Source organism: Aliihoeflea sp. 40Bstr573 (assembly GCF_024105655.1).
Classification (GTDB): domain Bacteria; phylum Pseudomonadota; class Alphaproteobacteria; order Rhizobiales; family Rhizobiaceae; genus Aliihoeflea.
The window spans coordinates 47,404-70,928 of sequence record NZ_JAAAMH010000006.1 but is presented as its reverse complement, the minus strand read 5'-3'; the positions used below and the strand labels follow the sequence as shown (position 1 = coordinate 70,928).

General features: G+C 64.7%; 21 protein-coding genes. 11 read left to right on the top strand and 10 right to left on the bottom strand.

Going from position 1 to position 23,525, the window contains the following annotated elements; translation table 11 throughout:
- Positions 1-14: 14 nt before the first annotated feature.
- The 3 genes from GTK01_RS09735 to GTK01_RS09725 all read right to left on the bottom strand — a co-directional run bounded on the left by GTK01_RS09735 (position 15) and on the right by GTK01_RS09725 (position 2,882).
- Entirely contained in the window at positions 15-734 is a 720-nt protein-coding gene (locus GTK01_RS09735) for an ABC transporter ATP-binding protein (RefSeq protein WP_252925687.1), read from the bottom strand.
- The gene (locus GTK01_RS09730) at positions 731-1,495 is read right to left on the bottom strand and encodes an ABC transporter ATP-binding protein (RefSeq protein ID WP_252925686.1); all 765 of its coding nucleotides are present in this window, start codon (positions 1,493-1,495) and stop codon (positions 731-733) included. Before GTK01_RS09730 ends, GTK01_RS09735 begins: the two co-directional genes overlap by 4 nt.
- A 193-nt stretch (positions 1,496-1,688) precedes the next feature.
- Positions 1,689-2,882 carry a substrate-binding domain-containing protein gene (locus GTK01_RS09725; protein WP_252925685.1) on the bottom strand — a complete coding sequence of 398 codons (1,194 nt, stop codon included), beginning with the start codon at positions 2,880-2,882 and terminating at the stop codon, positions 1,689-1,691.
- A gap of 192 nt (positions 2,883-3,074) precedes the next feature.
- Between GTK01_RS09725 and GTK01_RS09720 the strand changes: the two genes are divergently transcribed.
- On the top strand, positions 3,075-3,635 hold the full coding sequence (locus GTK01_RS09720) for a LuxR C-terminal-related transcriptional regulator (protein WP_252925684.1): 561 nt from the start codon (positions 3,075-3,077) through the stop codon (positions 3,633-3,635).
- Positions 3,636-3,638: 3 nt separating this feature from the next.
- Here GTK01_RS09720 and GTK01_RS09715 read toward each other — a convergent pair whose 3' ends face one another.
- From GTK01_RS09715 to GTK01_RS09705, 3 genes are all read right to left on the bottom strand, one after another.
- Positions 3,639-4,373, bottom strand: coding sequence for an SDR family NAD(P)-dependent oxidoreductase (locus tag GTK01_RS09715; protein ID WP_252925683.1), 735 nt, complete (start codon positions 4,371-4,373; stop codon positions 3,639-3,641).
- An 86-nt stretch (positions 4,374-4,459) separates the two neighbouring features.
- Positions 4,460-6,643, bottom strand: a complete 2,184-nt coding sequence (locus GTK01_RS09710; protein ID WP_252925682.1) for a transglycosylase domain-containing protein — start codon at positions 6,641-6,643, stop codon at positions 4,460-4,462.
- Positions 6,644-6,778: 135 nt separating this feature from the next.
- Complete coding sequence (locus tag GTK01_RS09705) at positions 6,779-7,036, bottom strand: DUF1344 domain-containing protein (RefSeq protein ID WP_252925681.1); 258 nt, start codon at positions 7,034-7,036, stop codon at positions 6,779-6,781.
- Positions 7,037-7,320: 284 nt separating this feature from the next.
- Here GTK01_RS09705 and GTK01_RS09700 point away from each other — a divergent pair, with 284 nt between their 5' ends.
- Positions 7,321-7,860, top strand: a complete 540-nt coding sequence (locus GTK01_RS09700; RefSeq protein ID WP_252925680.1) for a superoxide dismutase family protein — start codon at positions 7,321-7,323, stop codon at positions 7,858-7,860.
- Between the two features lie 9 nt (positions 7,861-7,869).
- Here GTK01_RS09700 and GTK01_RS09695 read toward each other — a convergent pair whose 3' ends face one another.
- The 4 genes from GTK01_RS09695 to GTK01_RS09680 form a co-directional block, all read right to left on the bottom strand.
- On the bottom strand, positions 7,870-8,481 hold the full coding sequence (locus tag GTK01_RS09695; protein WP_252925679.1) for a LysE family translocator: 612 nt from the start codon (positions 8,479-8,481) through the stop codon (positions 7,870-7,872).
- A 7-nt stretch (positions 8,482-8,488) separates the two neighbouring features.
- The gene (polA, locus tag GTK01_RS09690; RefSeq protein WP_252925678.1) at positions 8,489-11,425 is read right to left on the bottom strand and encodes a DNA polymerase I; all 2,937 of its coding nucleotides are present in this window, start codon (positions 11,423-11,425) and stop codon (positions 8,489-8,491) included.
- A 315-nt stretch (positions 11,426-11,740) separates the two neighbouring features.
- Positions 11,741-11,977, bottom strand: a complete 237-nt coding sequence (locus GTK01_RS09685) for an Lrp/AsnC ligand binding domain-containing protein (protein ID WP_252925677.1) — start codon at positions 11,975-11,977, stop codon at positions 11,741-11,743.
- A 43-nt stretch (positions 11,978-12,020) separates the two neighbouring features.
- Positions 12,021-12,851: an alpha/beta hydrolase gene (locus tag GTK01_RS09680; protein ID WP_252925676.1), complete on the bottom strand. Its 831-nt coding sequence runs from the start codon at positions 12,849-12,851 to the stop codon at positions 12,021-12,023.
- A gap of 134 nt (positions 12,852-12,985) precedes the next feature.
- On the opposite strand from GTK01_RS09680, the gene GTK01_RS09675 reads away from it, so the two are divergent.
- The 9 genes from GTK01_RS09675 (at position 12,986) to GTK01_RS09635 (ending at position 23,523) form a co-directional block, all read left to right on the top strand.
- Positions 12,986-15,274 carry a bifunctional salicylyl-CoA 5-hydroxylase/oxidoreductase gene (locus GTK01_RS09675; protein WP_252925675.1) on the top strand — a complete coding sequence of 763 codons (2,289 nt, stop codon included), beginning with the start codon at positions 12,986-12,988 and terminating at the stop codon, positions 15,272-15,274.
- A complete protein-coding gene (locus GTK01_RS09670) occupies positions 15,274-16,023 on the top strand; it encodes an SDR family NAD(P)-dependent oxidoreductase (protein WP_252925674.1) in 750 nt (249 codons plus the stop codon). The genes GTK01_RS09675 and GTK01_RS09670 overlap by 1 nt, the downstream gene beginning before the upstream one ends.
- On the top strand, positions 16,017-16,493 hold the full coding sequence (locus GTK01_RS09665) for a MarR family winged helix-turn-helix transcriptional regulator (RefSeq protein WP_252925673.1): 477 nt from the start codon (positions 16,017-16,019) through the stop codon (positions 16,491-16,493). Before GTK01_RS09670 ends, GTK01_RS09665 begins: the two co-directional genes overlap by 7 nt.
- Before the next feature lie 5 nt (positions 16,494-16,498).
- A complete protein-coding gene (locus tag GTK01_RS09660; RefSeq protein ID WP_371924314.1) occupies positions 16,499-17,317 on the top strand; it encodes an enoyl-CoA hydratase family protein in 819 nt (272 codons plus the stop codon).
- The gene (locus tag GTK01_RS09655) at positions 17,317-18,462 is read left to right on the top strand and encodes an acyl-CoA dehydrogenase family protein (RefSeq protein ID WP_252925672.1); all 1,146 of its coding nucleotides are present in this window, start codon (positions 17,317-17,319) and stop codon (positions 18,460-18,462) included. The genes GTK01_RS09660 and GTK01_RS09655 overlap by 1 nt, the downstream gene beginning before the upstream one ends.
- Before the next feature lie 193 nt (positions 18,463-18,655).
- The gene (locus GTK01_RS09650) at positions 18,656-20,278 is read left to right on the top strand and encodes an AMP-binding protein (RefSeq protein WP_252925671.1); all 1,623 of its coding nucleotides are present in this window, start codon (positions 18,656-18,658) and stop codon (positions 20,276-20,278) included.
- Entirely contained in the window at positions 20,278-21,474 is a 1,197-nt protein-coding gene (gene kynU, locus GTK01_RS09645; RefSeq protein ID WP_252925670.1) for a kynureninase, read from the top strand. The genes GTK01_RS09650 and kynU overlap by 1 nt, the downstream gene beginning before the upstream one ends.
- Positions 21,471-22,307, top strand: a complete 837-nt coding sequence (gene kynA, locus GTK01_RS09640; protein WP_252925669.1) for a tryptophan 2,3-dioxygenase — start codon at positions 21,471-21,473, stop codon at positions 22,305-22,307. The genes kynU and kynA overlap by 4 nt, the downstream gene beginning before the upstream one ends.
- Positions 22,308-22,386: 79 nt before the next feature.
- Positions 22,387-23,523, top strand: coding sequence for an ABC transporter substrate-binding protein (locus GTK01_RS09635; RefSeq protein WP_252925668.1), 1,137 nt, complete (start codon positions 22,387-22,389; stop codon positions 23,521-23,523).
- The last annotated feature ends 2 nt before the right edge of the window (positions 23,524-23,525 follow it).

Here is a 23,525-nt window from a genome sequence, read left to right as displayed (position 1 = left end):
GCGGCGTAAGACCATCAATGCGCCTCCAGCGACAGGCTGAGCAGACGGGCTTGCAATTCCGCGTCGGCCGCGAGTTCAGCCATCTCCCCCCGATGGACGATGCGTCCGTCGTCGATGACGGCGACCGTCCGGCCAAGCGCCTTGGCGAAGAGGAAGTTCTGCTCGACCAGCAGGATCGTCGTTTCCTCGCCGATCTCGCGGAAGGCGTCGATCATGTTGCGGATGATGGCGGGGGCGAGGCCTTTGGTCGGCTCGTCGATCAAGATCAGGTCGCGGCGCTCGATGATGGCGCGGGAAATGGCGAGCATCTGCTTCTGGCCGCCCGAAAGCGCGTGGGCCTGACGGTCCCAGAACTTTTCCATCGCCGGAAAAATCGCGAAGACGCGGTCGAGGCGGGCCCTGTCGAAGCGGCCGCGGGTGGCGGCCAGGCGCATATTCTCCTCGACGGTCAGGCCGCCGAAGATGCCCATGTTTTCAGGCACGAAGGCGATGCGGAGGCGGGCGATGTCGCAGGTGTGCATCGCCGTGATGTCATGATGGCGAAAGACGATCGCGCCCTTTCTCGCCTTCCACAGCCCCATGATCGTTCGCAGCGTCGTCGTCTTGCCGGCGCCGTTGCGGCCGAGAAGGACATGGACGCCGCCTTCGGGTACGTCGAGCGAGATGCCGTGCAGGATGTGGTATTGCGCGATGTCGGTGTGGACGTCGTCGAGCCGCAGGATCGAATTCGTCATGCCACCTGCTCCGCGCCGACGCCGAGATAGATCTCGCGCACGATGGGCAGCGCCATCACCTCGGCCGGCTTGCCGTCGGCGACGAGCTCGCCATTGTGAAGCACGACGATGCGATCGGCGAGCGCGCGGACGACGTCCATCTTGTGCTCGACGAGGAGGATGGTCTTCGACCGGTCCTTCTTCAGCTCCGCGATCAGTTCGAGGATCACCGGCGCCTCGTCGACGGACATGCCGGCGGTCGGTTCGTCGAACATGAAGATGTCGGGCTCCATCGCTGCCAGCATGGCGACTTCCAGCTTGCGCTGGTCACTGTGCGGCAGGGCGGAGGCCGGCAGATGAGCGACGGCGGACAGGCGCGTCTGTTCAAGATAACGCGCGGCCTTGTCGCCAAGGTCGGTGAGGCTGGCCGCATTGCGCAGGGCGGACGGTCCCTGCCCGGCCTTTGCCTGGACGGCAAGTCGGACGTTCTCCAGGACGGTCAGCTTGGGAAAGAGATTGGTCAACTGGAAGGCGCGGCCGATGCCCGTCTTTGCGCGGGCCGAAGCCGACAGCCGCGTGATCTCCGTTGCGCCCTTGAAGATGCGTCCCTCGGTCGGCTTCAACTGGCCGGAGACAAGATTGAACCATGTCGTCTTGCCGGCGCCGTTGGGGCCCACGATGACGGTCAGCTCGCCCGGCTGGAACGCGCAGGTGACGTCGTTCACCGCAGCGTGGCCGCCGAAGCGGATCGTCAGGTTCTCGGTGCGGATGAAAGCGGTCAATGTCTCTACCTGCTTGTGGGCCCAACTGCGGCCCTTCGTGTCACCTCTCCCCCCGGCTCAGGGGAGAGGTGCGTGGCCGCCATGCCGAGGCTTATCCAGCGTGGGTCCCTCTCCCCCCGCAGGAGGAGAGGTGGCGCGCGAAGCGGATCGCAGTGGCGGCATGCGTTCCGGGCAAAGGTCGCCGGGAAAGACGCTACTCCTGGTTATTCCGGCCGACCGGAATGTCCATTTCGGAGGCCGTAATCTCGCGCACCAGTTCCGGCACGGCCCATTCCACGCCGTCCTCGACGGCGATCTTGAAGTGGTACATCGACTGCAGCGCCTGATGGTCTTCCGGACGGAAGGTCATTTCGCCCTTCGGCGTGTCGAAGGACATGCCTTCCATGGTGGAGATCAGCGTTTCGGTGTCCCAGTCCTCGGCCGTCTCAAGCGCCTTGACGATAGCCATGGCTGAAGCCATGCCGCCGGCGGTGAAGAAGTCCGGCGGGGAGTTGAAGCGCTTCATATGCTCTTCGACCAGCCAGTCGTTCACCGGGTTTTCGGGCAGTTCATAGTAATAGTAGATCGCGCCTTCCATGCCCGGCACCTGCTTGTAGGAGACGAGCGCGGGCAGGATGTTGCCGCCGGTCGAAAGCTCGATGTCGAAGCGGTCGAGATTGGCGGAGGCGAGCGGCGTCATGGCGTCGATGCCGGCGACATAGATCATGATGACCTTGCGGCCAGGCTGGTCGCGCAGCGCCGCCGTCAGACGCTCGATGGTCGCGGTGAAGTCGGTCGTCTGCTGGGGAACGTATTCCTCGGCGACGAGATTGGCGCCGGTGCCTTCGAGCGCGGCCTTGAAAGCGGCGACGCCGTCTCGGCCAAAGGCGTAGTCCTGCGCCAGGGTTGCGACGTAGAGGTTTTCGTCGGGCTGGAGCGCGAGTGCCTGGGCCTGCATGTCCATCGACGAATTGCGCGAGGTCTTGAAGACGTAGCGGTTGGAATCCGCGCCCGTCAGGCCATCTGCGACGGCTGGCTCGACGACGAGGATGCGCTCATACTCGGCTGCGACGGGCAGAAGCGCCATCGCGACACCCGAGGACGTGTCGCCTACCGCGATCAGGGCATCGTCGTCACCGTAGGCTTCGGCGAGCAGCGCGCGGGCAACGTCGGGCTTGAACTGCGTGTCCTTCCTGATGATCTCGATCTTGCGGCCCTTGACCTCCATCGTGCCGTCGGTCGCGTATTCGAGGCCCATTTCGAAACCGGTCTGTGTCTGCTTCGAATAGGCTTCGAGCGGCGAGCCGGACAGGCCGTGCAAAAGCGCGATCCTGACAGGGTCTTCCTGTGCTCCGGCCGGCAGGACGAAGGCGCAGGACAGGGCCAGCGCGGCGAACCATTTCTTCATTGAACTTCCTCCCGAAAGCGATTGACCTGGTGGCAATCCGGCAAAGCACCGCCGCAACCGCCGATGGCGGTTGATTTTTGGTCCAGCAATCGCGACTGTCCTCCCGGATACCGGCGCCGCGATCACGCAGCTCGAATCCTGCCCGAACTATCGGCGAAAGCCCGCTTTTTGCGCAATATCGTAGAAATACGCATGACCGACGCCAATCCGGACTATGCAAAGCTCGCATTCGACCATGCGCCGGTGGGCCTGGTCGTGACCGAAAGCCGCGTCATCCGCGCGTGTAATTCGGCATTCTCCGCCATGTTCGGCTATCAGATCGACGAGCTTGTCGACCAGTCATTCGCGCTTCTCTATCCCAGTCAGGAGGAGTTCGTTCGCATCCGCGACGTCGGCGTGGAGCCCTTGAAGAAGGACAACCGCTATTCCGACGAGCGCATCATGGCCAAGAAGGACGGCGCGCTGTTCTGGTGCCGGGTGCGCGGCCACTCGCTGACGCGCGACGACGACCCCTTGCGCCGCGCGGTGTGGAGCTTTGCCGACCTGTCGGCGACGCGGCCCGTTCTGGCGCTTTCGACGCGCGAGCGGCAGATAGTGATGCATCTGGGCGAAGGGCGCACGTCGAAGGAAATCGCGCGGATGCTCGACGTGTCGCCGCGCACCGTGGAGGCCTACCGGGCGCGGCTTTTGAAAAAGTGCGGCGCGGTCAACGTGGCGGAACTGTTATCGCACCTCTCCTCAATGCCGCATTGAGGATCAGACGTGCTGGCCGCCATTGATGTGGATCTCGGCGCCGGTGACATAGGACGACTGGTCGGAACACAGGAAGAAGATCGTGTCGGCGACCTCCGAGGTGGAGCCGAGGCGGCGCAACGGGATGGTTTCGACGATCTTGTCGGTGCCCGGCGACAGGATTGCCGTGTCGATCTCGCCCGGCGCGATGGAATTGACGCGGATGCCGTGCGGGCCGAAATCGGCGGCCATCTCGCGCGAAAGCGAGGATAGCGCAGCCTTCGACGTGGCGTAGGCTGTGCCGGCGAAGGGGTGGACACGGCTGCCCACGATCGATGTGACGTTGACGATCGAGCCCTTGGCGGCCGCCAGTTCCTTGAACAGGCCGCGCGCGAGCATGATCGGCGCGAAGAAATTCACCTGGAAGACGTCGCGCCAGACATGCATCGGCGTGTCGATCGAGTTCATCCGCTTGCCGCCGTTGAGCTTCGGCGAGATCGCGGCATTGTTGACGAGCGCGTTGAGCTGGCCGCCATTGGCCTCGAGACGGTGACGAATTTCCGAAACGGCCGAGCCGACGTCCTCGGGGTCCGACAGGTCGATCTTGATGTGATCTTCGGGACCAGCCGGCCACGGGCAGTCTTCAGCGAACGCGTTGCGCGAACAGGTGATGACGCGCCAGCCCTCGCGCGAGAAACGCTTGACGGTCGCGTGGCCGATGCCGCGGCTTGCACCGGTCAGAACAAGGGTCTTTTGCATTATCTCTCCGGGCGAAGGGGAAAACCTGACGCTATGTAGAGAGTTTGCTCAAGGGAAGCGAGAGCAACTTCGCGTGTACGCCCGCCTCAGTTGCCGCCCATGATGATGTCCATGATCGAGCCGATCGGACCGGAGCGTTGCTGCTGCTCCTGACCGACGTCCGCCGGCGGGGCGATCGACCCGGTGGTGTCGCCTGCGGGATAGGATGCCTGCTGCGGGATGCCGCGGTCGCTCGCCAAGAGGTCCTCGATGCGCTCGAAGGTGCCTGGCGTCCAGCGGCCGGGCAGGGACGCGACCGGCACGCCATCATGCGCGCCTTCCATGAAGATTTTCCACGCCTTGGCCGGAAGCTGGCCGCCGGTGATGTTCTTCATCGGCTTGCCGTCGTCATTGCCGAACCAGACGCCGGTCGTCAGTTCGGCGGTGTAGCCGACGAACCAGGCATCGCGCGAGTTCTGGCTGGTGCCGGTCTTGCCTGCGGCGGGCCAGCCGAAATCGGCGTTGCGGCCGGTGCCGGTTCCGACCGTTTCCGCCATCATGTAGTTCATCATGCCGATGGTCTCGGGCCGGGCGACCTGCGTGCCGGCCGAGGCCGGGCGCTGGTAGAGCACCTTGCCGTCGATCGTCGTCACCCGTTCGACGAAATGGATGTCGGGGCGGATGCCTCCGGTGGAAAACGGGACGAAGGCGGCGGTGAGTTCGAGCGGGGTGACCTCGGACGTGCCGAGCGAGATGGACAGGTTCGGCTGGAGATCCGATTCGATGCCCATGCGCCATGCCGTCTCGACGATGGCCGAGGGGCCGACCTCGTGGGCAAGGACAGCGGCGATCGAGTTCGACGAGCGGGCGAGCGCCTGCGACAGCGTCATCGGCCCGGCATATTTGTTGTTGAAGTTCTGCGGCGACCAGTTGCCGATCTTGACCGGCGCGTCGTTTCGGATCGTGTCGGGGAAGAGCCCCTGCTCCATCGCCGCCATCCAGACGAACGGCTTGAAGGTGGAGCCCGGCTGTCGCCTGGCTTCGGACGCGCGGTCGAACTGCGAATTGGCGTAGTCGTAGCCGCCGACCATCGCGCGCACGGCGCCCGTCGGGTCGATCGAGACGAGCGCGCCCTGGGAAACGTCGAGTTCCGCCTTGTTCTCGTCGACCATCTGGCGGACGGCCTTTTCGGCAAGGTCCTGCAAGTCGAGGTCGACCGTGGCCTCGACGATCAGGTCGTCGCGCACATCACCGCCGATGAGGCCGGGCAATTCGCCCATGATGCGGTCGGCGACGTAGTTTTCCGAACCGGTCCAGTAGGCTGCGGCGCGGACCGGCGGGGCGGAGATGGCGGAAGCCAGTTCGTTGTCGCCGATCATGCCCTGGTCGCGCATGGCGGACAGGACGAGCTGGGCGCGGTTTTCGGCCGCGTTCGGATCACGCGCCGGAGACAGGCGCGACGGGGCGACGAGAAGGCCGGCGAGCAGCGCGGATTCGGACAAGGTCACGTCGCGCGCGCTCTTGCCGAAATAGCGCTGCGAGGCGGCCTCGACGCCATAGGCGCCGGAGCCGAAATAGACGCGGTTCAGGTAGAATTCGAGAATCTGCTCCTTCGAATATTCGCTCTCCAGCCAGAACGCCATGAGCACTTCGCGGATCTTGCGATCGTAGGAGCGCTCATTGGTCAGGAACAGGTTCTTGGCAAGCTGCTGGGTCAGCGTCGAGCCCCCCTGCACCACCCGGCCGTTGACGGCATTTTCGTAGACCGCGCGGACAAGGCCGAGCGGATCGACGCCGAAATGCTGGTAGAAGCGGCGGTCCTCGATGGCGACGACGGCTTGCGGGATATAGGGCGACATCTCGTGCAGGCCGATCGATTCGCCGCCCATCATGCCGCGATTGGCGACCTGACGGCCCTCGACATCCATGATCTTGACGTTGGGCGGACGATCCGGGATCGCCCAGGTCGAGGCGGAGGGCATCTGCGCCGCATAGAAGACGAGCACGCCGGCCGCAGCGACGCCGCCCCAGATGGCGAGGACGAAGGACCAGTAGGTCGCCTTGCGCAGGAAGCCGAACAGGCCGCCGCTCGACGAGCGCCGCGACTTGCCGCGCTTTTTGCCGCGTCCCTGGCCACGCGATTTCGGCTCCGCCTTGCGCGAAGACGATTTCTGCGTCGAACCGCGCTTTCTCGGCTGTCCCACGACCCGGTCCTCCTCGCTCACGAAAAGGCCGGAGCCCTCATCCGAAGCCGCCCCGCCAAAGGTCGGCTCGATCCGTCTGTCGCCCATCGCCCCGATGTCCGCTTCTTGTCTGCCTGATGGTCGCTTTCGCTGAAGATTAAATGCGGCGCTTTAAGGGAGCGTTAAGGGTGCGGAGATGCCCACCGCCCCGGCCAAGGCGGTGGGCACGATGCCGTTATGGCGTTACTTGACGGCGGTCACCGTCGTCGCCTGATGCTTGCCGGCCTTCATGTCCCAGTTGATGCTCACCTTTTCGCCGACCTTCAGGCCGTTTTGCTTGAACGATGTCGGCAGCGTGTAGGCGGTTCCGTTGTCCAGCGTGACCGTGTGATTCTTGGCGTCGATCGACTTGATCATGCCGGTCGCGGTCTGGGCGGCGAAGGCTGCGGGGGCAAGGGCGAGTCCGGCGGCGAGAGCCACGGGAATGAGATAAGCTCGCATTTCGGTCTTCCTTGGAAAAGGCGTCCCGGAAGGGGGCGGAGGACGCCCGTCGCGAAGTCGTCTGGAGCACGTCGCGTCGCGGCCGTTTCTTCCTGCCGCCGGCGTTTCCCGACTTCGCGGCAAACATGCTCCCGCATGCCGGCGAACTCAAATTAAGGAAAGATAATTTTCCGCGCAGCAATTTCCGCCGCAATCGAGGAAGCCGCCGGCTGGCTGTTCGAGGGAACAATTCTGCCACCGCGGCCATTCCCCCTATCGCGGACCAACAACCGGGAGATGCGGAAATGAGAATTCTATTGCCAGCTACGGCTGCACTTTCCCTGATGACGGGCATGGCCGTTGCGCAGGACAACGCTGAACAGGCGCCGGCCGTCGAGACGACGTCGGCAAGCGCAGAATTCGTCGACAGAGAGGGGGCCGAGAACGGCTCCGCGACGCTGACGGCCACGCCGAACGGCGTCCTGATCGAACTTGAGGTTTCGGCCCTGCCCGCGGGCGAATGGCTTGCCTTCCACATCCACGAGACAGGCACCTGCGACCCCGAAAGCGACCATGAATCGGCCGGCGGTCACTTCAACCCGACCGACGCCGCGCACGGCTATCTTGCCGAAGGCGGACCCCATGCCGGCGACATGCCGAACCAGCACGTCGGCGACGACGGCGTGTTGCGCGCGCAGGTGTTCAACCACATGGTCACGCTCGGCGACGGCGGCGAGGCCGACATCGCAGGGCGTGCGCTCATGATCCATGGCGGCACGGACGACTATCAGACCCAGCCGACCGGCGATGCCGGAGACCGCCATGCCTGCGCCGTGATCGAGTAGGGATCGGTCCTATCTGGCGGTCGACCAGATCAGCCAGACGGCGACGAGAGCCAGAAGGCTCGACAAAATGCGCCGGGTCGCGATTTCGCGGCCCGGCTTTTGCGTGAACGCGGTCAAAGCGCCGGCAAGCGTGACGATGCCGGCATGGACGATTGTCGCGACGGTCACATAGATCGCCGACAAGGAGAGCGTCTGGGCGAGCAGCGGGCGGGCCGGATCGAGGAAGGTCGGCAGGACCGCGACATAGAAGAGCGCCGCCTTCGGATTGAGCATGTTGGTGATGAGGCCACGCAGGAAATAGGTGCGGTCCGAGCCGGCGCCTGCCTGCGCCAGGTCGCCATCGCCGCGCCAACCGTCCCATGCGAGGTAGAGCAGAAAGAGCCCGCCGGCCCAGCGCAGAATCTCGTAGGCAAGCGGCGAGCGATGAAGGAGCTCGGCGACGCCGAAGGCAGCAGCGAGGCCGAGCACAGCCAGCCCGAGCGCGACACCGGCGACCGCCGCATAGCCACGCCGGCGCCCCTCGCCGGCGGCGACCAGCGCCAGCCAGGTCATGTTCGGGCCGGGCGTGAGCTCGATCAGCAGCGAGGCGAGGGCGAAGGAAAGGAGCGGGCCCGCCTCCATGGCAATGTCAGTGGGCCTCGTCCCAGTTCGACGCCGCGCGCGCGTCGACCTGCAGCGGCACCCGCATCGAAAGCGCCGGCATTGCCGCGTGCTCCATCGTCTCGCGGATGACCGGGATCGCAGCCTCGACCTGAGATTCAGGCGCCTCGAAGATCAGTTCGTCGTGGACCTGAAGAAGCATCAGCGTTTCGGAAAGCCCGGCCTCGGCAAGGCGGTCCTCCATGCGGATCATGGCGCGGCGAATGATGTCGGCGGCGGAGCCCTGGATCGGCGCGTTGATCGCCGCGCGCTCGTTGAAGGCGCGCACGGAGGGATTGGGCGAGCGGATTTCGGGGTAGTGGACGCGGCGGCCGAAGATGGTCTCGACATAGCCATTGTCACGGGCAAAGGCCTTGGTCGCGTCCATGTAGTCCTTGATGCCGGGGAAACGCTCGAAATACTTGCGGATGTAGCTGCCCGCCTCCTCGCGGCCGATCGACAACTGGTTGGCGAGGCCGAAGGCGGAGATGCCGTAGATGATGCCGAAATTGATCGCCTTGGCGCGTCGCCGCACGTCCGACGGCATCCCTTCCACCGGAACGCCAAACATTTCCGAGGCGGTCATCGCGTGGATGTCGATGCCATCGGCGAAGGCCTGGCGAAGCTGCGGAATCTCGGCGACATGGGCGAGGACGCGCAGCTCGATCTGGCTGTAATCGGCCGAGATGAGCTTGTGGCCCGGCTCGGCAATGAAGGCCGTGCGGATCTTGCGGCCCTCGGCGGTGCGGATCGGGATGTTCTGCAGGTTCGGCTCGGACGAGGACAGGCGGCCGGTCGTCGTCGCGGCGAGCGCGTAGGAGGTGTGGACGCGCTTCGTCTCGGGGTGGATATAGCCGGGCAGCGCGTCGGTGTAGGTCGACTTGAGCTTGGTGAGCTGACGCCAGTCGACGATCTTGCGCGGCAATTCGTGGCCTTCGGCGGCGAGTTCTTCCAGAATCTGCGCCGAGGTCGACCATTGGCCGGACTTCGTCTTTGAGCCGCCAGGCAGGCCCATGCGGCCGAACAATATGTCGCCCAGCTGCTTCGGCGAGCCGATGGTGAAGCGCTCGCCGGCGAGTTCGTAGACCTCGTCCTCGAAAGCCGCGGCGCGCTGGGCAAGCTCGCCTGACAGCCGCGACAGGATCTGCCGGTCGACCGAGATGCCGCGGCTTTCCATTCGCGCCAGAACAGGCACGAGCGGGCGCTCGAGTCGCTCGTAGACGGCGTTGAGCCCCTTGGCGGTCAGGCGCGGCTTGAGCACATGCCAGAGGCGCAGCGTAACGTCGGCGTCCTCGGCGGCATAGGCCGTCGCCTTCTCCAGGTCGACGAAATCGAAGGTGATCATCGACTTGCCGGAGCCGCAGACATCCTTGAACGGGATCGGCACGTGGCCGAGCCAGCGTTCGGAGAGCGAGTCCATGCTCTGCGAGCCCGAGCCGCCATCTGTGACGTAGGAGAGCAGCATCGTGTCGTCGCAGGGCGCAGCGGCGATGCCGTGGCGCAGGAGGACGAGATAGTCGTATTTCAGATTGTGCGCGATCTTCAGGACCGAGCGGTCTTCCATCAGCGGCTTGATCGCGGCCAGAGCCTCGCGGATCGGGATCTGGTTCTCGACAAGACCGCCGCCAAGAAGATCGCCCGCGCCGGATTTGTGGATCAGCGGGACATAGGCAGCGCGGCCGGGCGCGACAGCGAGCGAAAAGCCGCAGAGCTCGGCCTGCATCGGATCGAGCGAGGTCGTTTCGGTGTCGAAGGCCACGATGCCCGCCTCGCGCGCCTCTGCAACCCAGGCCTGAAGCGTCGCAAGATCGCGGATCGTCACATAGGCGGTGCGGTCGATCCTGCCGGCGACGGCGGCATCGGCGCGGGCCTTGGCAAGATCGGCGGGGGTTGCCGGGCCTGTCTTCGGCTCGGCGGCGACGTCGCCCTCCTCGCCGGGCGCGACGGAGGCTGGGTCCGGCACCTCGAGGTCAGGGCCGTGCGCGGCCGCGCCCGACTGCACCTCGACATGCATGGGTTCGATCTCGGCGGCTTCGGCGCCCGTCGCCTCAGCGACGCGGCGGGTGAGCGAGGTGAATTCCATCGCCTTCAGAAAGCCAATCAGCTTCGGCCCGTTCGGCGGCTGCAACTCGAGCGCGGACAATGGCTCGGGCACCGTGACGTCATCGCGCAGGCGCACGAGCTCGCGCGACAGGCGCGCCATCTCGGCGTGCTCTATCAGGTTCTCGCGGCGCTTCTGCTGCTTGATCTCGGACGCACGGGCAAGCAGCGTGTCGAGGTCGCCATACTCCTCCAGAAGCTGCGCGGCCGTCTTCGGGCCGATGCCGGGAACGCCGGGGACGTTGTCGATGGAATCGCCGGTGAGCGCCTGAAGATCGATCATCTTTTCGGGCGGCACGCCCCACTTCTCGACGACTTCCGGAACCTTGATCTCGCGGTCCTTCATCGGATCGTACATCGACACGGTGGGGCCGACGAGCTGCATCAGGTCCTTGTCGGAGGAGATGATGGTGGTGTCGCCGCCCGCTTCGCAGGCGAGCTTCGCATAGGTCGCGATCAGATCGTCGGCCTCGAACCCCTCCATCTCGATGCAGGGCAGCTCGAAGGCGCGCGTGGCCTGGCGGATGAGGCCGAACTGCGGGACGAGATCTTCCGGCGGCGCCGTGCGGTTCGCCTTGTACTTGTCGTAGAGCTCGTTGCGGAACGTCTTGGACGAATAGTCGAAGATGACGGCGAAATGAGTCGGCGTGACCCCGACCTCCGTGTCGCGCGCGTTCTGCATCAGCTTCCACAGCATGTTGCAGAAACCGGACACCGCGCCGATCGGCAGCCCGTCCGACTTGCGTGTCAGAGGAGGCAGCGCGTGATAGGCGCGGAAGATGTAGCCGGAGCCGTCGACGAGGAAGAGATGATCGCCTTTTTTCATGGGCAATGAGGTAGCGTCTGGCGCCTGCCCTGTCCATGCCAAAGCCTGTCCACAAACGGCCTGCTGACAAGGGATGCGGCTATCACGCTGACGTTACGTACTTGTAATGTTCGTGCCCTTGAATTGCCACGTTCAAATTCTCAGATGATCACTATCGGCACCATATAAGCCGAGTCCGGAACAAGGCCCGTCCCCCGCCTAACCGGACATCAAGTGCGGCAGCCTCATCCCCCTCTCCGGGCTGCCGCATCGTTTCGAGTATAGCCGCCGTGGATCCCCCCTCCCCACGGCGGCTTTCTTCGTTCTGGAGCGGCTTCAAAACGCCTTGAAGGTCAGCGTGGTCAGCGAGCGGACGATGCCCGGAACGTTGGCGACGTTCTCGGAGACGAATTTGCCGATATCGGTCTGGTCATCGATATAGACCTTCAAAAGAAGGTCGTAGTCGCCGCTGGTCGAATAGAGCTCGGACGCGATCTCGCGCTTGTAGAGTTCGTCGGCGACTTCATAGGTCTTGCCGGGGACGCAGCGCAACTGCACGAAAACGGGTCTCATCAAAATGCTCCGGTTGAATGCCGCCAAGACTCGGATGCGGCGTTCAGCCTGTCAACAAGGTTCGCGTCAGGGCGTGGTCGGGATATGCGAGGCCGTCGATGACGCCGAAATGATGCCGGTCGGGCTCCTCGACGCAGGAAGTGACAGCGCCGAGGCCGGTCCACATGTTGGCGAGGAGCGCGTTCTGGCGCCGGAATTCGGCGCGCTCGGCGCCGCCGACCCAACAGGTCACGCGGACGTTTTCGAGCGGGCGCAGCAGCGCCGGGCTCTCCGTGAGCGCCTCCGCCTCGTCGATCTTCAGATCGGCATTCATGGCGGTGCGCATCATCGGCCGCAGGTCGTGGACGCCCGCGATCGAGACGGTGTTCGCGATGCGGGTACGGGTCGCTTCGGATAGAGGCGAGGTGGCGGTGACCATGCGCGTTGCCAGATGCCCCCCGGCGGAGTGGCCGGTCAGCCGGATCGGGCCTTCGATGAGAGAAGCCGCCTTCTCGACGGCTGCGCCAATTTCCTGCACGATGCCGCTTATCCGGATGTCCGGGCAGAGCGTATAAGAGGGCATGGCGACGGCGTGGCCGTGTGCGAGCGGGCCGGCGGCGAGGTGCGACCAGAAGCTCTTGTCGAGCCGCAGCCAGAAGCCGCCATGGATGTAGACGACGAGGCCCTTCGCCCTTCCCTCGGGCAGGAACAGGTCGAACCGGTTGCGCGGGCGCTCGCCGTAGGGCTGATCGAGTTTCGCCCGGCTCTGTGCCTCCAGCACCTTGCGGAACTGTTCTGCCGGCTCGATCCATTGAGCCGGCCAGCGCTCGCCACGCGCAATGTTCGGGCCGTTGGCATAAGCGTCGTCGAAGTCCGTCACCTGATGGAAAAACATGGTCTCATCCCCGCAGTTCGCACCGCATCATCCCTGCCGCGGTGCAATATTTCAACCTTGAAATTTCATGCTTGAAACAAAGTCGCTTCGGTGCGATCCTGCCATCCAACGATAAGAAATGGGAGTGCGCGGCGATGAAGATTGCGGTGCTCGGCGCCGGACCTGCGGGTCTCTATTTCGCGATCAGCATGAAGCTGCGCGACGCCGCCCACGATATCACCGTCTACGAACGCAACAAGGCCGACGATACGTTTGGCTGGGGCGTGGTGCTGTCCGACGAGACGCTGGACAATCTGGCGGAAAACGACGCCAAAAGCGCAGCGGCGATCCGCGAACACTTTGCCTATTGGGACGACATTGCCGTCATCCACAAGGGCGTGCGCACGGTTTCGACGGGGCACGGCTTTTGCGGCATCGGGCGCAAGAAGCTGCTGATGCTGTTGCAGGAGCGGGCGCGCGAACTCGACATCAAGCTGGAATTCCAGACCGACATCGCCGACCCGCGCCCGTTCATGGAAAGCCATGACCTAGTGATCGCGGCGGACGGGCTCAATTCGCGCTCGCGCGCGGCGTTCGCCGACCATTTCGAGCCGGACATCGACACGCGCAAATGCAAGTTCGTCTGGCTCGGCACGCACCAGAAATTCGACGACGCCTTCACCTTCATCTTCGAAAAGACCGAGCATGGCTGGGTGTGGGCGCACGCCTACCAGTTCGATCCGGACACGGCGACCTTCATCGTCGAGTGCAGCCAGGACACCTGGGACCGATTCGGCTTCGGCGGCATGAGCCAGCAGGAATCCATCGCGGTCTGCGAAAGGATCTTCGAGAAGCATCTCGGCGGCCATTCGCTGATGACGAACGCGAACCACATTCGCGGCTCGGCCTGGATCAACTTTCCGCGGGTCCTGTGCGAGCGCTGGTCGTTCCAGAACCTCGCGCTGATGGGGGATGCCGCCGCGAGCGCGCATTTTTCGATCGGCTCGGGCACCAAGCTCGCGCTCGAAAGCGCAATCGCGATGGCCGATTATGTGCAGTCCGAGCCGACACTCGAAAAGGCCTTCGCGAAATACGAGGACGCGCGGCGGACCGAGGTCCTGAAGCTGCAATCGGCGGCGCGCAACTCGCTGGAATGGTTCGAGGACGTGGAGCGCTATCTCGGCCTCGACCCGGTGCAGTTCAACTATTCGCTCCTGACCCGCTCGCAGCGCATCAGCCACGAGAATTTGCGCCTGCGCGACGAAAAGTGGCTCGGCAGCGCGGAAGAGTGGTTTCAGAAGCAGGCCGGATCGGTCTCGCACCGCCCGCCGATGCTGGCACCGTTCAAGCTGCGCGGCATGGAACTGAAGAACCGCATCGTCGTCTCACCGATGGCGCAATACAAGGCGATCGACGGGACGCCGACCGACTGGCATTTCGTCCATTATGCCGAGCGTGCCAAGGGCGGCGCCGGGCTCGTCTATATCGAGATGACCTGCGTTTCGCCCGAAGGGCGGATCACGCCCGGCTGCCCCGGCTTCTACAAGCCGGAACACGAGGTGGCATGGAAGCGGCTGGTCGATTTCGTCCATGCCGAGACGGATGCGAAGATCTGCGCGCAGCTCGGCCATGCAGGCGCGAAGGGCTCGACCCAAGTGGGCTGGGAAGACGCCGACGCGCCGCTGAAGGAAGGCAACTGGCCGCTGATGGCGGCGTCGCAGGTCGCCTGGTCGCCGGAAAACCAGATGCCGAAGGCGATGGACCGCGCCGACATGGACAAGGTGCGCGATGAGTTCGTCGCATCGGCGCAGATGGCGGAACGCTGCGGTTTCGACATGCTGGAGCTGCATTTCGCCCATGGCTATCTGCTTTCCTCCTTCATCTCGCCGCTCACCAACAGGCGCACCGACAACTATGGCGGCAGCCTGAAAAACCGGATGCGCTATCCGCTCGAGGTCTTCCACGCGGTTCGCGCCGTCTGGCCGGACGACAAGCCGATCTCGGTGCGCATTTCGGCCAATGACTGGGTCGGCGACGAGGGCGTGACGCCGGAAGAGGCAGTGAAGATCGCGAAGATTCTGCAGGAAGCCGGCGTGGACATCTGCGACGTGTCGGCGGGGCAGACGTCGAAGCGCGCGAAGCCCGTCTATGGCCGCATGTTCCAGACGCCGTTCTCCGACCGCATCCGCAACGAGACCGGCATGGCAACGATGGCGGTGGGCAATATCTTCGAGCCGGACCATGTGAACTCGATCCTGATGGCGGGCCGCGCCGACCTCGTCTGCCTTGCCCGGCCGCATCTGGCGGACCCGTACTGGACGCTGCACGCGGCTGCATCCCTGGGTGACCGGCACGTGAAATGGCCCGATCCCTACCTGCCGGGACGGGACCAGCTCTACCGTCTGGCGGAGCGCGCGCAGGAACAGATGACGGGGAAGGTGTGATGACGCACGCACTCGTCACAGGCGGGGGAACGGGTGTCGGCAAGGCGATTGCGCTTGCCTTGGCTGAGGCCGGGCATGAGGTGACGATCTGCGGCCGGCGCGCGGATGTGCTCGAAGAGGTGGCGGCACTGCATCCCGCTCTCCATGCCGAAACCGCCGACGTGACGGACGAAGCGTCGGTCGCCGCGCTCTACGAGAAGGCGCAGCGCGCGCGGGGAGCGTTCGGCATCGTCGTCGCCAATGCGGGCGCGGGCGAGAGCGCGCCGGCGCACAAGACGTCGCTCGGTCTGTGGCAGCGCACGGTCGACGTGAACCTGACGGGATCATTCCTGACCGTAAAGCCGGCGATCGAGCCGATGAAGCGCGCCAGGTCCGGCCGCATCGTCTTCATCGCGTCGATCGCAGGGCTGAAGGGGGCGCCATACGTCGCCGCCTATGTCGCGGCCAAGCATGGCGTCGTCGGGCTGACCCGGGCGCTGGCGGCGGAACTCGCCAAATCGGGCGTGACGGTGAATGCCGTCTGCCCCAGCTATGTCGAGACGCCCATGCTGGAGCGCACGCTCGCCAACATCATGGAAAAGACCGGCCGCTCCGAGGCCGAGGCGCGGGCGGAGCTTGCAGGCGACAATCCGCAGGGGCGGATCATCGAGGCCGAGGAGGTCGCGGCGGCCGTGCTCTATCTCGTCGGTGACGGCGCGCGCTCGGTCAACGGGCAGGCGCTGGCGATCTGCGGGGGCGAGACATGGTGAGCGCGCCGCTCGACACGATCGAACGCCCGAGCGCGGCGAAGGAGCGGCTGCGCCTGTGGATCCGGCTTTTGCGCGCCTCGCGGCTGATCGAGGGCGAGTTGCGCGAAAGGCTGAAGCGTGACTTCGATTCGACCCTGCCGCGCTTCGACGTGCTCGCAGCGCTCTATCGCCAGCCGGACGGTATGCTGATGAGCGACCTGTCGCGCTTCCTGCTCGTTTCCAACGGGAACGTGACCGGTATCATCGAACGGCTGGTCAAGGACGGCCTGGTTTCACGCGCAGCGCGCGAGGGCGACCGGCGCGCCTCGATCGTCAAACTGACGGCGACGGGCGAGCGGCGCTTCACCGAAATGGCCGCGGCGCATGAGACATGGATCGAGGAATTTCTGGGCGAGGTCTCGCTTGCCGATGCCGAAAGGCTGTCGGCCACGCTGAAGACGTTCCGGAGCAATTGGGAGGACGGGCATTGACGGGAATGGTTGGGACCAAGATGGCGGAGCTGAAGCCGCAGCATTTCCTGTGGCGGATGGAGGGGCGCGTCGCGGTCATCCAGCTCGACCGTCCAGAGCGTAAAAATCCACTTACGTTCGAGTCCTATGCCGAACTGCGCGACACGTTTCGCGACCTCGTCTATGCCGACGATGTCGATGTCGTCGTGTTCGTGCCCAATGGCGGCAATTTCTGCTCGGGCGGCGATGTCCACGACATCATCGGCCCGCTGGTCGAGATGGACATGAAGGGCCTTCTTGCGTTCACGCGCATGACCGGCGACTTCGTCAAGGCGATGCTGAACTGCGGCAAGCCGATCATCTCCGCTGTCGACGGCGTGGCGGTGGGCGCGGGCGCGATCATCACCATGGCGTCCGACATACGCCTTGCGACGCCGCAGGCGAAGACGGCGTTCCTGTTCACGCGCGTCGGCCTTGCCGGCTGCGACATGGGCGCATGCGCGATGCTGCCGCGGATCATCGGACAGGGCCGCGCGGCCGAACTGCTCTATACCGGCCGCTCGATGAGCGCCGAGGAAGGCGAGCGCTGGGGGTATTTCAACCGACTGATCCCCGCGGAAACGCTGGAGGCCGAGGCGCTGAAGCTGGCGCAGCAGATCGCATCCGGCCCCACTTTCGCGCATGGGATTACCAAGACGCAGCTCAACCAGGAATGGTCGATGGGGCTGGACCAGGCGATCGAGGCGGAAGCGCAGGCGCAGGCGATCTGCATGCAGACGCAGGACTTTTCGCGGGCCTATCATGCGTTCGTGGGCAAGCAGCGGCCCGTATTCGAGGGGAATTGATGGCTGACCGCTCCTTCCTCTCCTGGCCGTTCTTCGAAGGCCGCCACCGCGAACATGCGGAGCGGCTGGAGGCATGGTGCGCGCAGAATTTGCCGGTCGACCACGACGATGTCGACGCGGCATGCAAGTCGCTCGTCGCCAAGCTCGGCGAGGCCGGCTTCCTGAAGGCATCCGCCATCGATCCCGCCAACCCCGCGCCGCTCGACGTGCGAACGCTGTGCATCACCCGCGAAACGCTGGCGCGCCATGACGGGCTGGCCGACTTCGCCTTCGCCATGCAAGGGCTCGGCACCGGCGCAATCAGCCTGTTCGGCACGCCGGACCAGCAGAAATGGTTGGAGAAGACCCGCGCGGGCAAGGCGCTGTCGGCCTTTGCGCTGTCCGAACCGCGTTCGGGCTCCGACGTCGCCAATATGGAGATGACGGCCACGCGCGAGGGCGACCACTATGTGCTCAGCGGCGAAAAGACGTGGATTTCGAATGGCAGCATCGCCGACGTCTATGTCGTCTTCGCGCGGACCGGCGAGGCGCCGGGCGCCAGGGGAATCTCGGCTTTCGTGGTGCCAGCCGATACGCCGGGCTTGAACGTTGCGGATCGGCTGGAAGTGATCGCGCCTCATCCGCTGGCGCGGCTGGCGTTCAACCAGGTTCGCGTGCCCGCATCCGCTCTCATCGGCAAGCCGGGCGAAGGCTTCAAGATCGCGATGTCGGTGCTCGACGTGTTCCGCTCGACGGTCGGCGCCGCGGCGCTCGGCTTTGCGCGCCGCGCGCTCGACGAGACGGTTTCGCGGGCCGGGTCGCGCCAGCTCTTCGGGGCGCCGCTCTTCGACCTGCAGATGGTGCAGGGGCACATCGCCGACATGGCGCTCGATGTCGACGCGGCGGCGCTTTTGATCTACCGCGCCGCCTGGACCAAGGATTCAGGCGCGCCGCGCGTGACGCGCGAGGCCGCGATGGCCAAGCTCTTTGCGACCGACAAGGCGCAGGAGGTCATCGACAAGGCAGTGCAGATTCATGGTGGCGACGGTGTGAAAAAGGGACACATCGTCGAAAGCCTCTATCGGGAAATCCGGGCGTTGCGGATCTATGAGGGCGCGTCAGACGTCCAGAAGATCGTGATCGCGCGGCAGGTAATGGGAGCGTGACGATGTCCGCAAAATGTCTGGGCGAATTGACCCCCACCCTTTATCCCTCCCCGCAAGGGGGAGGGAGGGCATCGGCGTCGAGTTCCATCCTCCAAGCTGGGTGGTGCATTGGCAGGTCCGCCGGGACGCTGGCGACCTCCCTCCCCCTTGTGGGGAGGTATGAAGGGTGGGGGTATCTGGCTGGAGCATCCCGATGAGCCTCGGCCCGACCGCCCACTCCGACACGTTCGCCCGCGACAATCTCCCGCCTGCCGACCAGTGGCCGGATTTCCTGCTCGACGGGTTCGATTATCCGGATTTCATCAATGCCGGCGTCGAACTCACCGACCGGATCGTCGAAATGGGCATGGGGGACCGCACGGCGCTGATCGGCAATGGACGCCGTCGGACCTACAAGGAGCTTTCCGACTGGACGAACCGGCTGGCACGAGCGCTGGTGGAGAACTACGGCGTGAAGCCCGGAAACCGGGTTCTGATCCGCTCGGCCAACAACCCGGCGATGGTCGCATGCTGGCTCGCCGCCACCAAGGCGGGCGCAGTCGTCGTCAACACGATGCCGATGCTGCGGGCCGGGGAACTTTCCAAGATCGTCGATAAGGCGCAGATCACGGTTGCGCTCTGCGACACGCGGCTGATGGACGAGATGGTGGCCTGCGCCAAGGACAGCCGGTTCCTGACCAAAGTGATCGGTTTCGACGGCACGGCGAACCATGACGCCGAACTCGACCGCGGCGCGCTCGACAAGCCCGTCACCTTCGAGGCGGTGAAGACCGGCCGCGACGACGTGGCGCTGCTCGGCTTCACCTCCGGCACGACGGGCGTGCCGAAGGCGACGATGCATTTTCACCGCGACATTCTGATCATCGCCGACGCCTATGCCAAGGAAGTTCTGAACGTGACGCCCGACGACGTTTTCGTCGGTTCGCCGCCGCTCGCCTTCACCTTCGGGCTCGGCGGGCTGGCCGTCTTTCCGCTCCGCTTCGGCGCGGCCGCGACGCTGCTCGAAAGTGCGACGCCGCCGAACATGATCGAGATCATCGAGAAGTACAAAGCGACGATCTCGTTTACCGCGCCGACCGCCTATCGCGCCATGATGAAGGCGATGGACGAGGGCGCGGACCTCTCGTCGCTGCGCATTGCGGTTTCGGCCGGCGAAACGCTGCCGGGGCCGGTGTTCGAGGAATGGACGAAAAAGACCGGCAAGCCGATCCTCGATGGTATCGGCGCGACGGAAATGCTGCATATCTTCATCTCGAACCGGCTGGAGGACATGGCTCCGGCGACCACGGGGCGCCCGGTCGGCGGCTACGAGGCGAAGATCGTCGACAGCGATATGGACGAGTTGCCGCGCGGCGAGGTCGGGCGGCTGGCGGTGCGCGGGCCGACCGGCTGCCGGTATCTGGCCGACGATCGACAGGGCGAATATGTGAAGGGCGGCTGGAACCTGACGGGCGACAGTTTCGTGCAGGACGAGGCGGGCTTCTTCCACTTCGCCGCGCGGTCCGACGACATGATCGTCTCGGCCGGCTACAACATCGCCGGGCCGGAAGTGGAGGCCGCGCTGCTGGCGCACGACCAGGTTCTCGAATGCGCGGTGATCGGCGTTGCCGACGAAGCACGCGGGCAGATCGTCGAGGCGCATGTGGTGCTGATGGAGGGGGCTGTCGGCGATGCGCTGATGGTGAAGCTCCTGCAGGACCACGTGAAGTCTGCGATCGCGCCTTACAAATACCCGCGTTCGGTGAAGTTCGTGACGACGCTGCCGAAGACGCAGACCGGCAAGATCCAGCGGTTTCGGCTGAAGGAAGGGGCCTGATGACCGACCTCTTCGCCCGCACGCGTCAGATGTTCCACATCCCAGAAGGAGTGATCTATCTCGACGGCAATTCGCTCGGGCCGCTGCCAAAGGCGGCTTGCGCGCGCGTTGCACAAACGATCGAGGCCGAGTGGGGCGAAATGCTGATCAAGGGGTGGAACCTTGCCGGCTGGATGGACTGGCCGACGCGCATCGGCGACCGGATCGGCCGGCTGATCGGAGCGGCGCCGGGTTCCGTCGTGATGGGCGATACGCTGTCGATCAAGGTCTACCAGGCGCTCGCCTCGGCGCTGGAACTGAACCCGGATCGCCGGGTCGTTCTTTCCGACAACGGCAATTTTCCCACCGACCTCTACATGGCACAGGGACTTCTGGCCTCGCTCGGCAAGGGATATGAGCTGAAGGTCGTCGATCCGGAAGCTGTCGAGGCGAATATCGACGACACCGTCGCCGCAATCATGATCACCGAGGTCGGCTACCGCACCGGGCGGCTGCACGACATGAAGCGGCTGACGCAAAAGGCGCATGAGGCCGGCGCGATCGCGATCTGGGATCTGGCGCATTCGGCGGGCGCGATCCCGGTCGATCTGGCGGGGGCGCAAGCCGATTTCGCGGTCGGCTGCACCTACAAATATCTGAATGGCGGGCCGGGCGCGCCAGCCTTCATCTACGTTGCGCCGAAACATGCCGACATGGTGCGACCTGCGCTTTCAGGCTGGATCGGCCACGAGAGCCCGTTCGCCTTCGATCTCGACTACAGGCCGGCGAAGGGGGTGGAGCGGATGCGGGTCGGCACGCCGCCGATCGTCGCGCTGGCGGCACTCGACGCGGCGCTCGACGCCTGGGACGGCGTGACGATGGAGGCGGTGCGCGAGCGGTCGATCGCACTGTCCGAGCGGTTCATCAGCGAAGTGGAGGCGCGGTGCCCGGAACTGGACCTCGCCTCGCCGCGCGATCCGCAGGCCCGAGGCAGCCAGGTCTCGTTCCGCTTCCACGAAGGCTATGCGGGAATGCAGGCATTGATCTCCAAGGGTGTCATCGGCGATTTCCGCGCGCCGGACATCATGCGTTTCGGCTTCACGCCGCTTTACCTGTCCGAAGACGAGGTGGTGCGCGCGGCCGCGATTCTCGAGGAGATCATGCGGGACCGGCTGTGGGACACGCCCGAGCACAAGACGCGGAACAAGGTGACATGAGCGCCGCGCATGACGAGACGCCGGATGGCGCCGAGACCGATTTCGCCAGGCGCATGGCCTATGGCGACTATCTGCGGCTCGACACGATCCTTTCCGCGCAGGAGCCGCTTTCGAAATCGCCCGACGAGATGCTGTTCATCATCCAGCACCAGACGTCGGAGCTGTGGATGAAGCTTGCCATCCACGAGATGCGGGCGGCGATGGACGCGATTTCGCGGGACGATCTTCAGCCGGCTTTCAAGATGCTGACGCGGGTGGCGCGGATCTTCGAGCAATTGAACAGCGCGTGGGACGTGCTGCGCACGATGACGCCATCGGAATATACGCGGTTTCGCGACGATCTGGGACAGTCCTCGGGCTTCCAGTCCTGGCAGTATCGCGCGGTGGAGTATCTGGCCGGCAACCGCAACCTGGCGATGCTGAAGCCGCATGCCCACGCCGAAAAGCGTGTCGGGCCGCTGGAAGAGATTCTGGCGAAGCCCAGCCTCTACGACGAGGCAATCCGGCTGCTTGCGCGCAACGGCTTCGATGTCGGCCCCGAAGTCGAACGCACCGACTGGCGAGCCGCGCGCGCCGAGAGCGCCAAGGTGATGGAAGCCTGGAAGGCGGTCTATCGCGACCCGGAACGCTGGTGGCTGCTTTACGAACTTGCGGAAAAGCTTGTCGATTTCGAAGATTATTTTCGCCGCTGGCGGTTCAATCATGTCACGACTGTCGAGCGCATCATCGGGCTCAAGCGCGGAACAGGCGGCACCGCTGGGGTCAGCTACCTGCGCAAGATGCTCGAGGTCGAGCTCTTCCCGGAACTGTGGAAGGTTCGGACCGAGCTTTGAGAAATACGTTGGCCGAAACGGGTGCGAAAAGCCCACCCGCACGTGGGAACTGAAACAAGAAGCAATGGGAGTTTGCGAAATGAAGAAAATCGTTGCAGCGGGGCTGTTCGGGCTCAGCCTTTCGGCGTCGGGCCTCGCCTTGGCCGAGCCGGTCAAGATCGGCATGATCACCACGCTTTCGGGCGGCGGCGCGGGCCTTGGCATCGACACGCGGGACGGCTTCATGCTCGCCATCGAGCAGGCCGGAAACGACGAGATCGAGGTCGTGATTGAGGATGACGGCCAGAAACCGGAACTCGCCGTGCAGATCGCCGACAAGATGATCCAGTCCGACCAGGTCGACATCCTGACGGGCATCGTGTGGTCGAACCTTGCCATGGCCGTGGTGCCGTCGGCGACCGCGCAGGGCAAGTTCTACGTCTCGACCAATGCCGCGCCCGCGGCACTCGCCGGCGCGAACTGCCACCCGCATTATTTCAACGCTGCGTACCAGAACGACAATCTTCATGAGGCCGCCGGCGAATACGCGAACGGCCAGTACGAGAAGATGTTCATCATGGCGCCGAACTACCCGGCCGGCCAGGATTCGCTCACCGGCTTCAAGCGCTATTTCAAGGGCGAGGTGACCAACGAAGTCTATACTCAGCTCGGCCAGACCGACTACGCAGCCGAGATCGCGCAGATTCGCGATTCGGGCGCAGATTCCGTTTTCATGTTCCTGCCGGGCGGCATGGGCATCGCCTTCATGAAGCAGTATGCGCAGTCGGGCGTCGAGATTCCGGTCATCGGTCCCGGCTTCTCGTTCTCCCAGGACGTGCTGCCGGCAATCGGCGACGCGGCGCTCGGCGTCAAGAACTCGGGCCAGTGGGCGCCCGACTTCGACAACGAAGCCTCGAAGGCGTTCCTCGCCGCGTTCCAGGAAAAGTACGACCGCCTTCCCTCGATTTACGCCGTTCAGGCCTATGACGCGGCGCAGCTCATCGTTTCGGCAGCTTCGAAGGCCGACGTGAAAGATGCGGACGCCTTTGCTGCGGCGATGATGGAAGCCGACATCCAATCCCCGCGCGGCGACTTCTCGTTCAACACCAATCGCCACCCGATCCAGGACATCTACATGATGGAAGTGGTGAAGGACGGCGACGTCTTGACCAATGCCACGGTCGAGAAGGTGTTCGACGACCATGGCGACGCCTATGCGGAGCAGTGCACGCAGTAAGT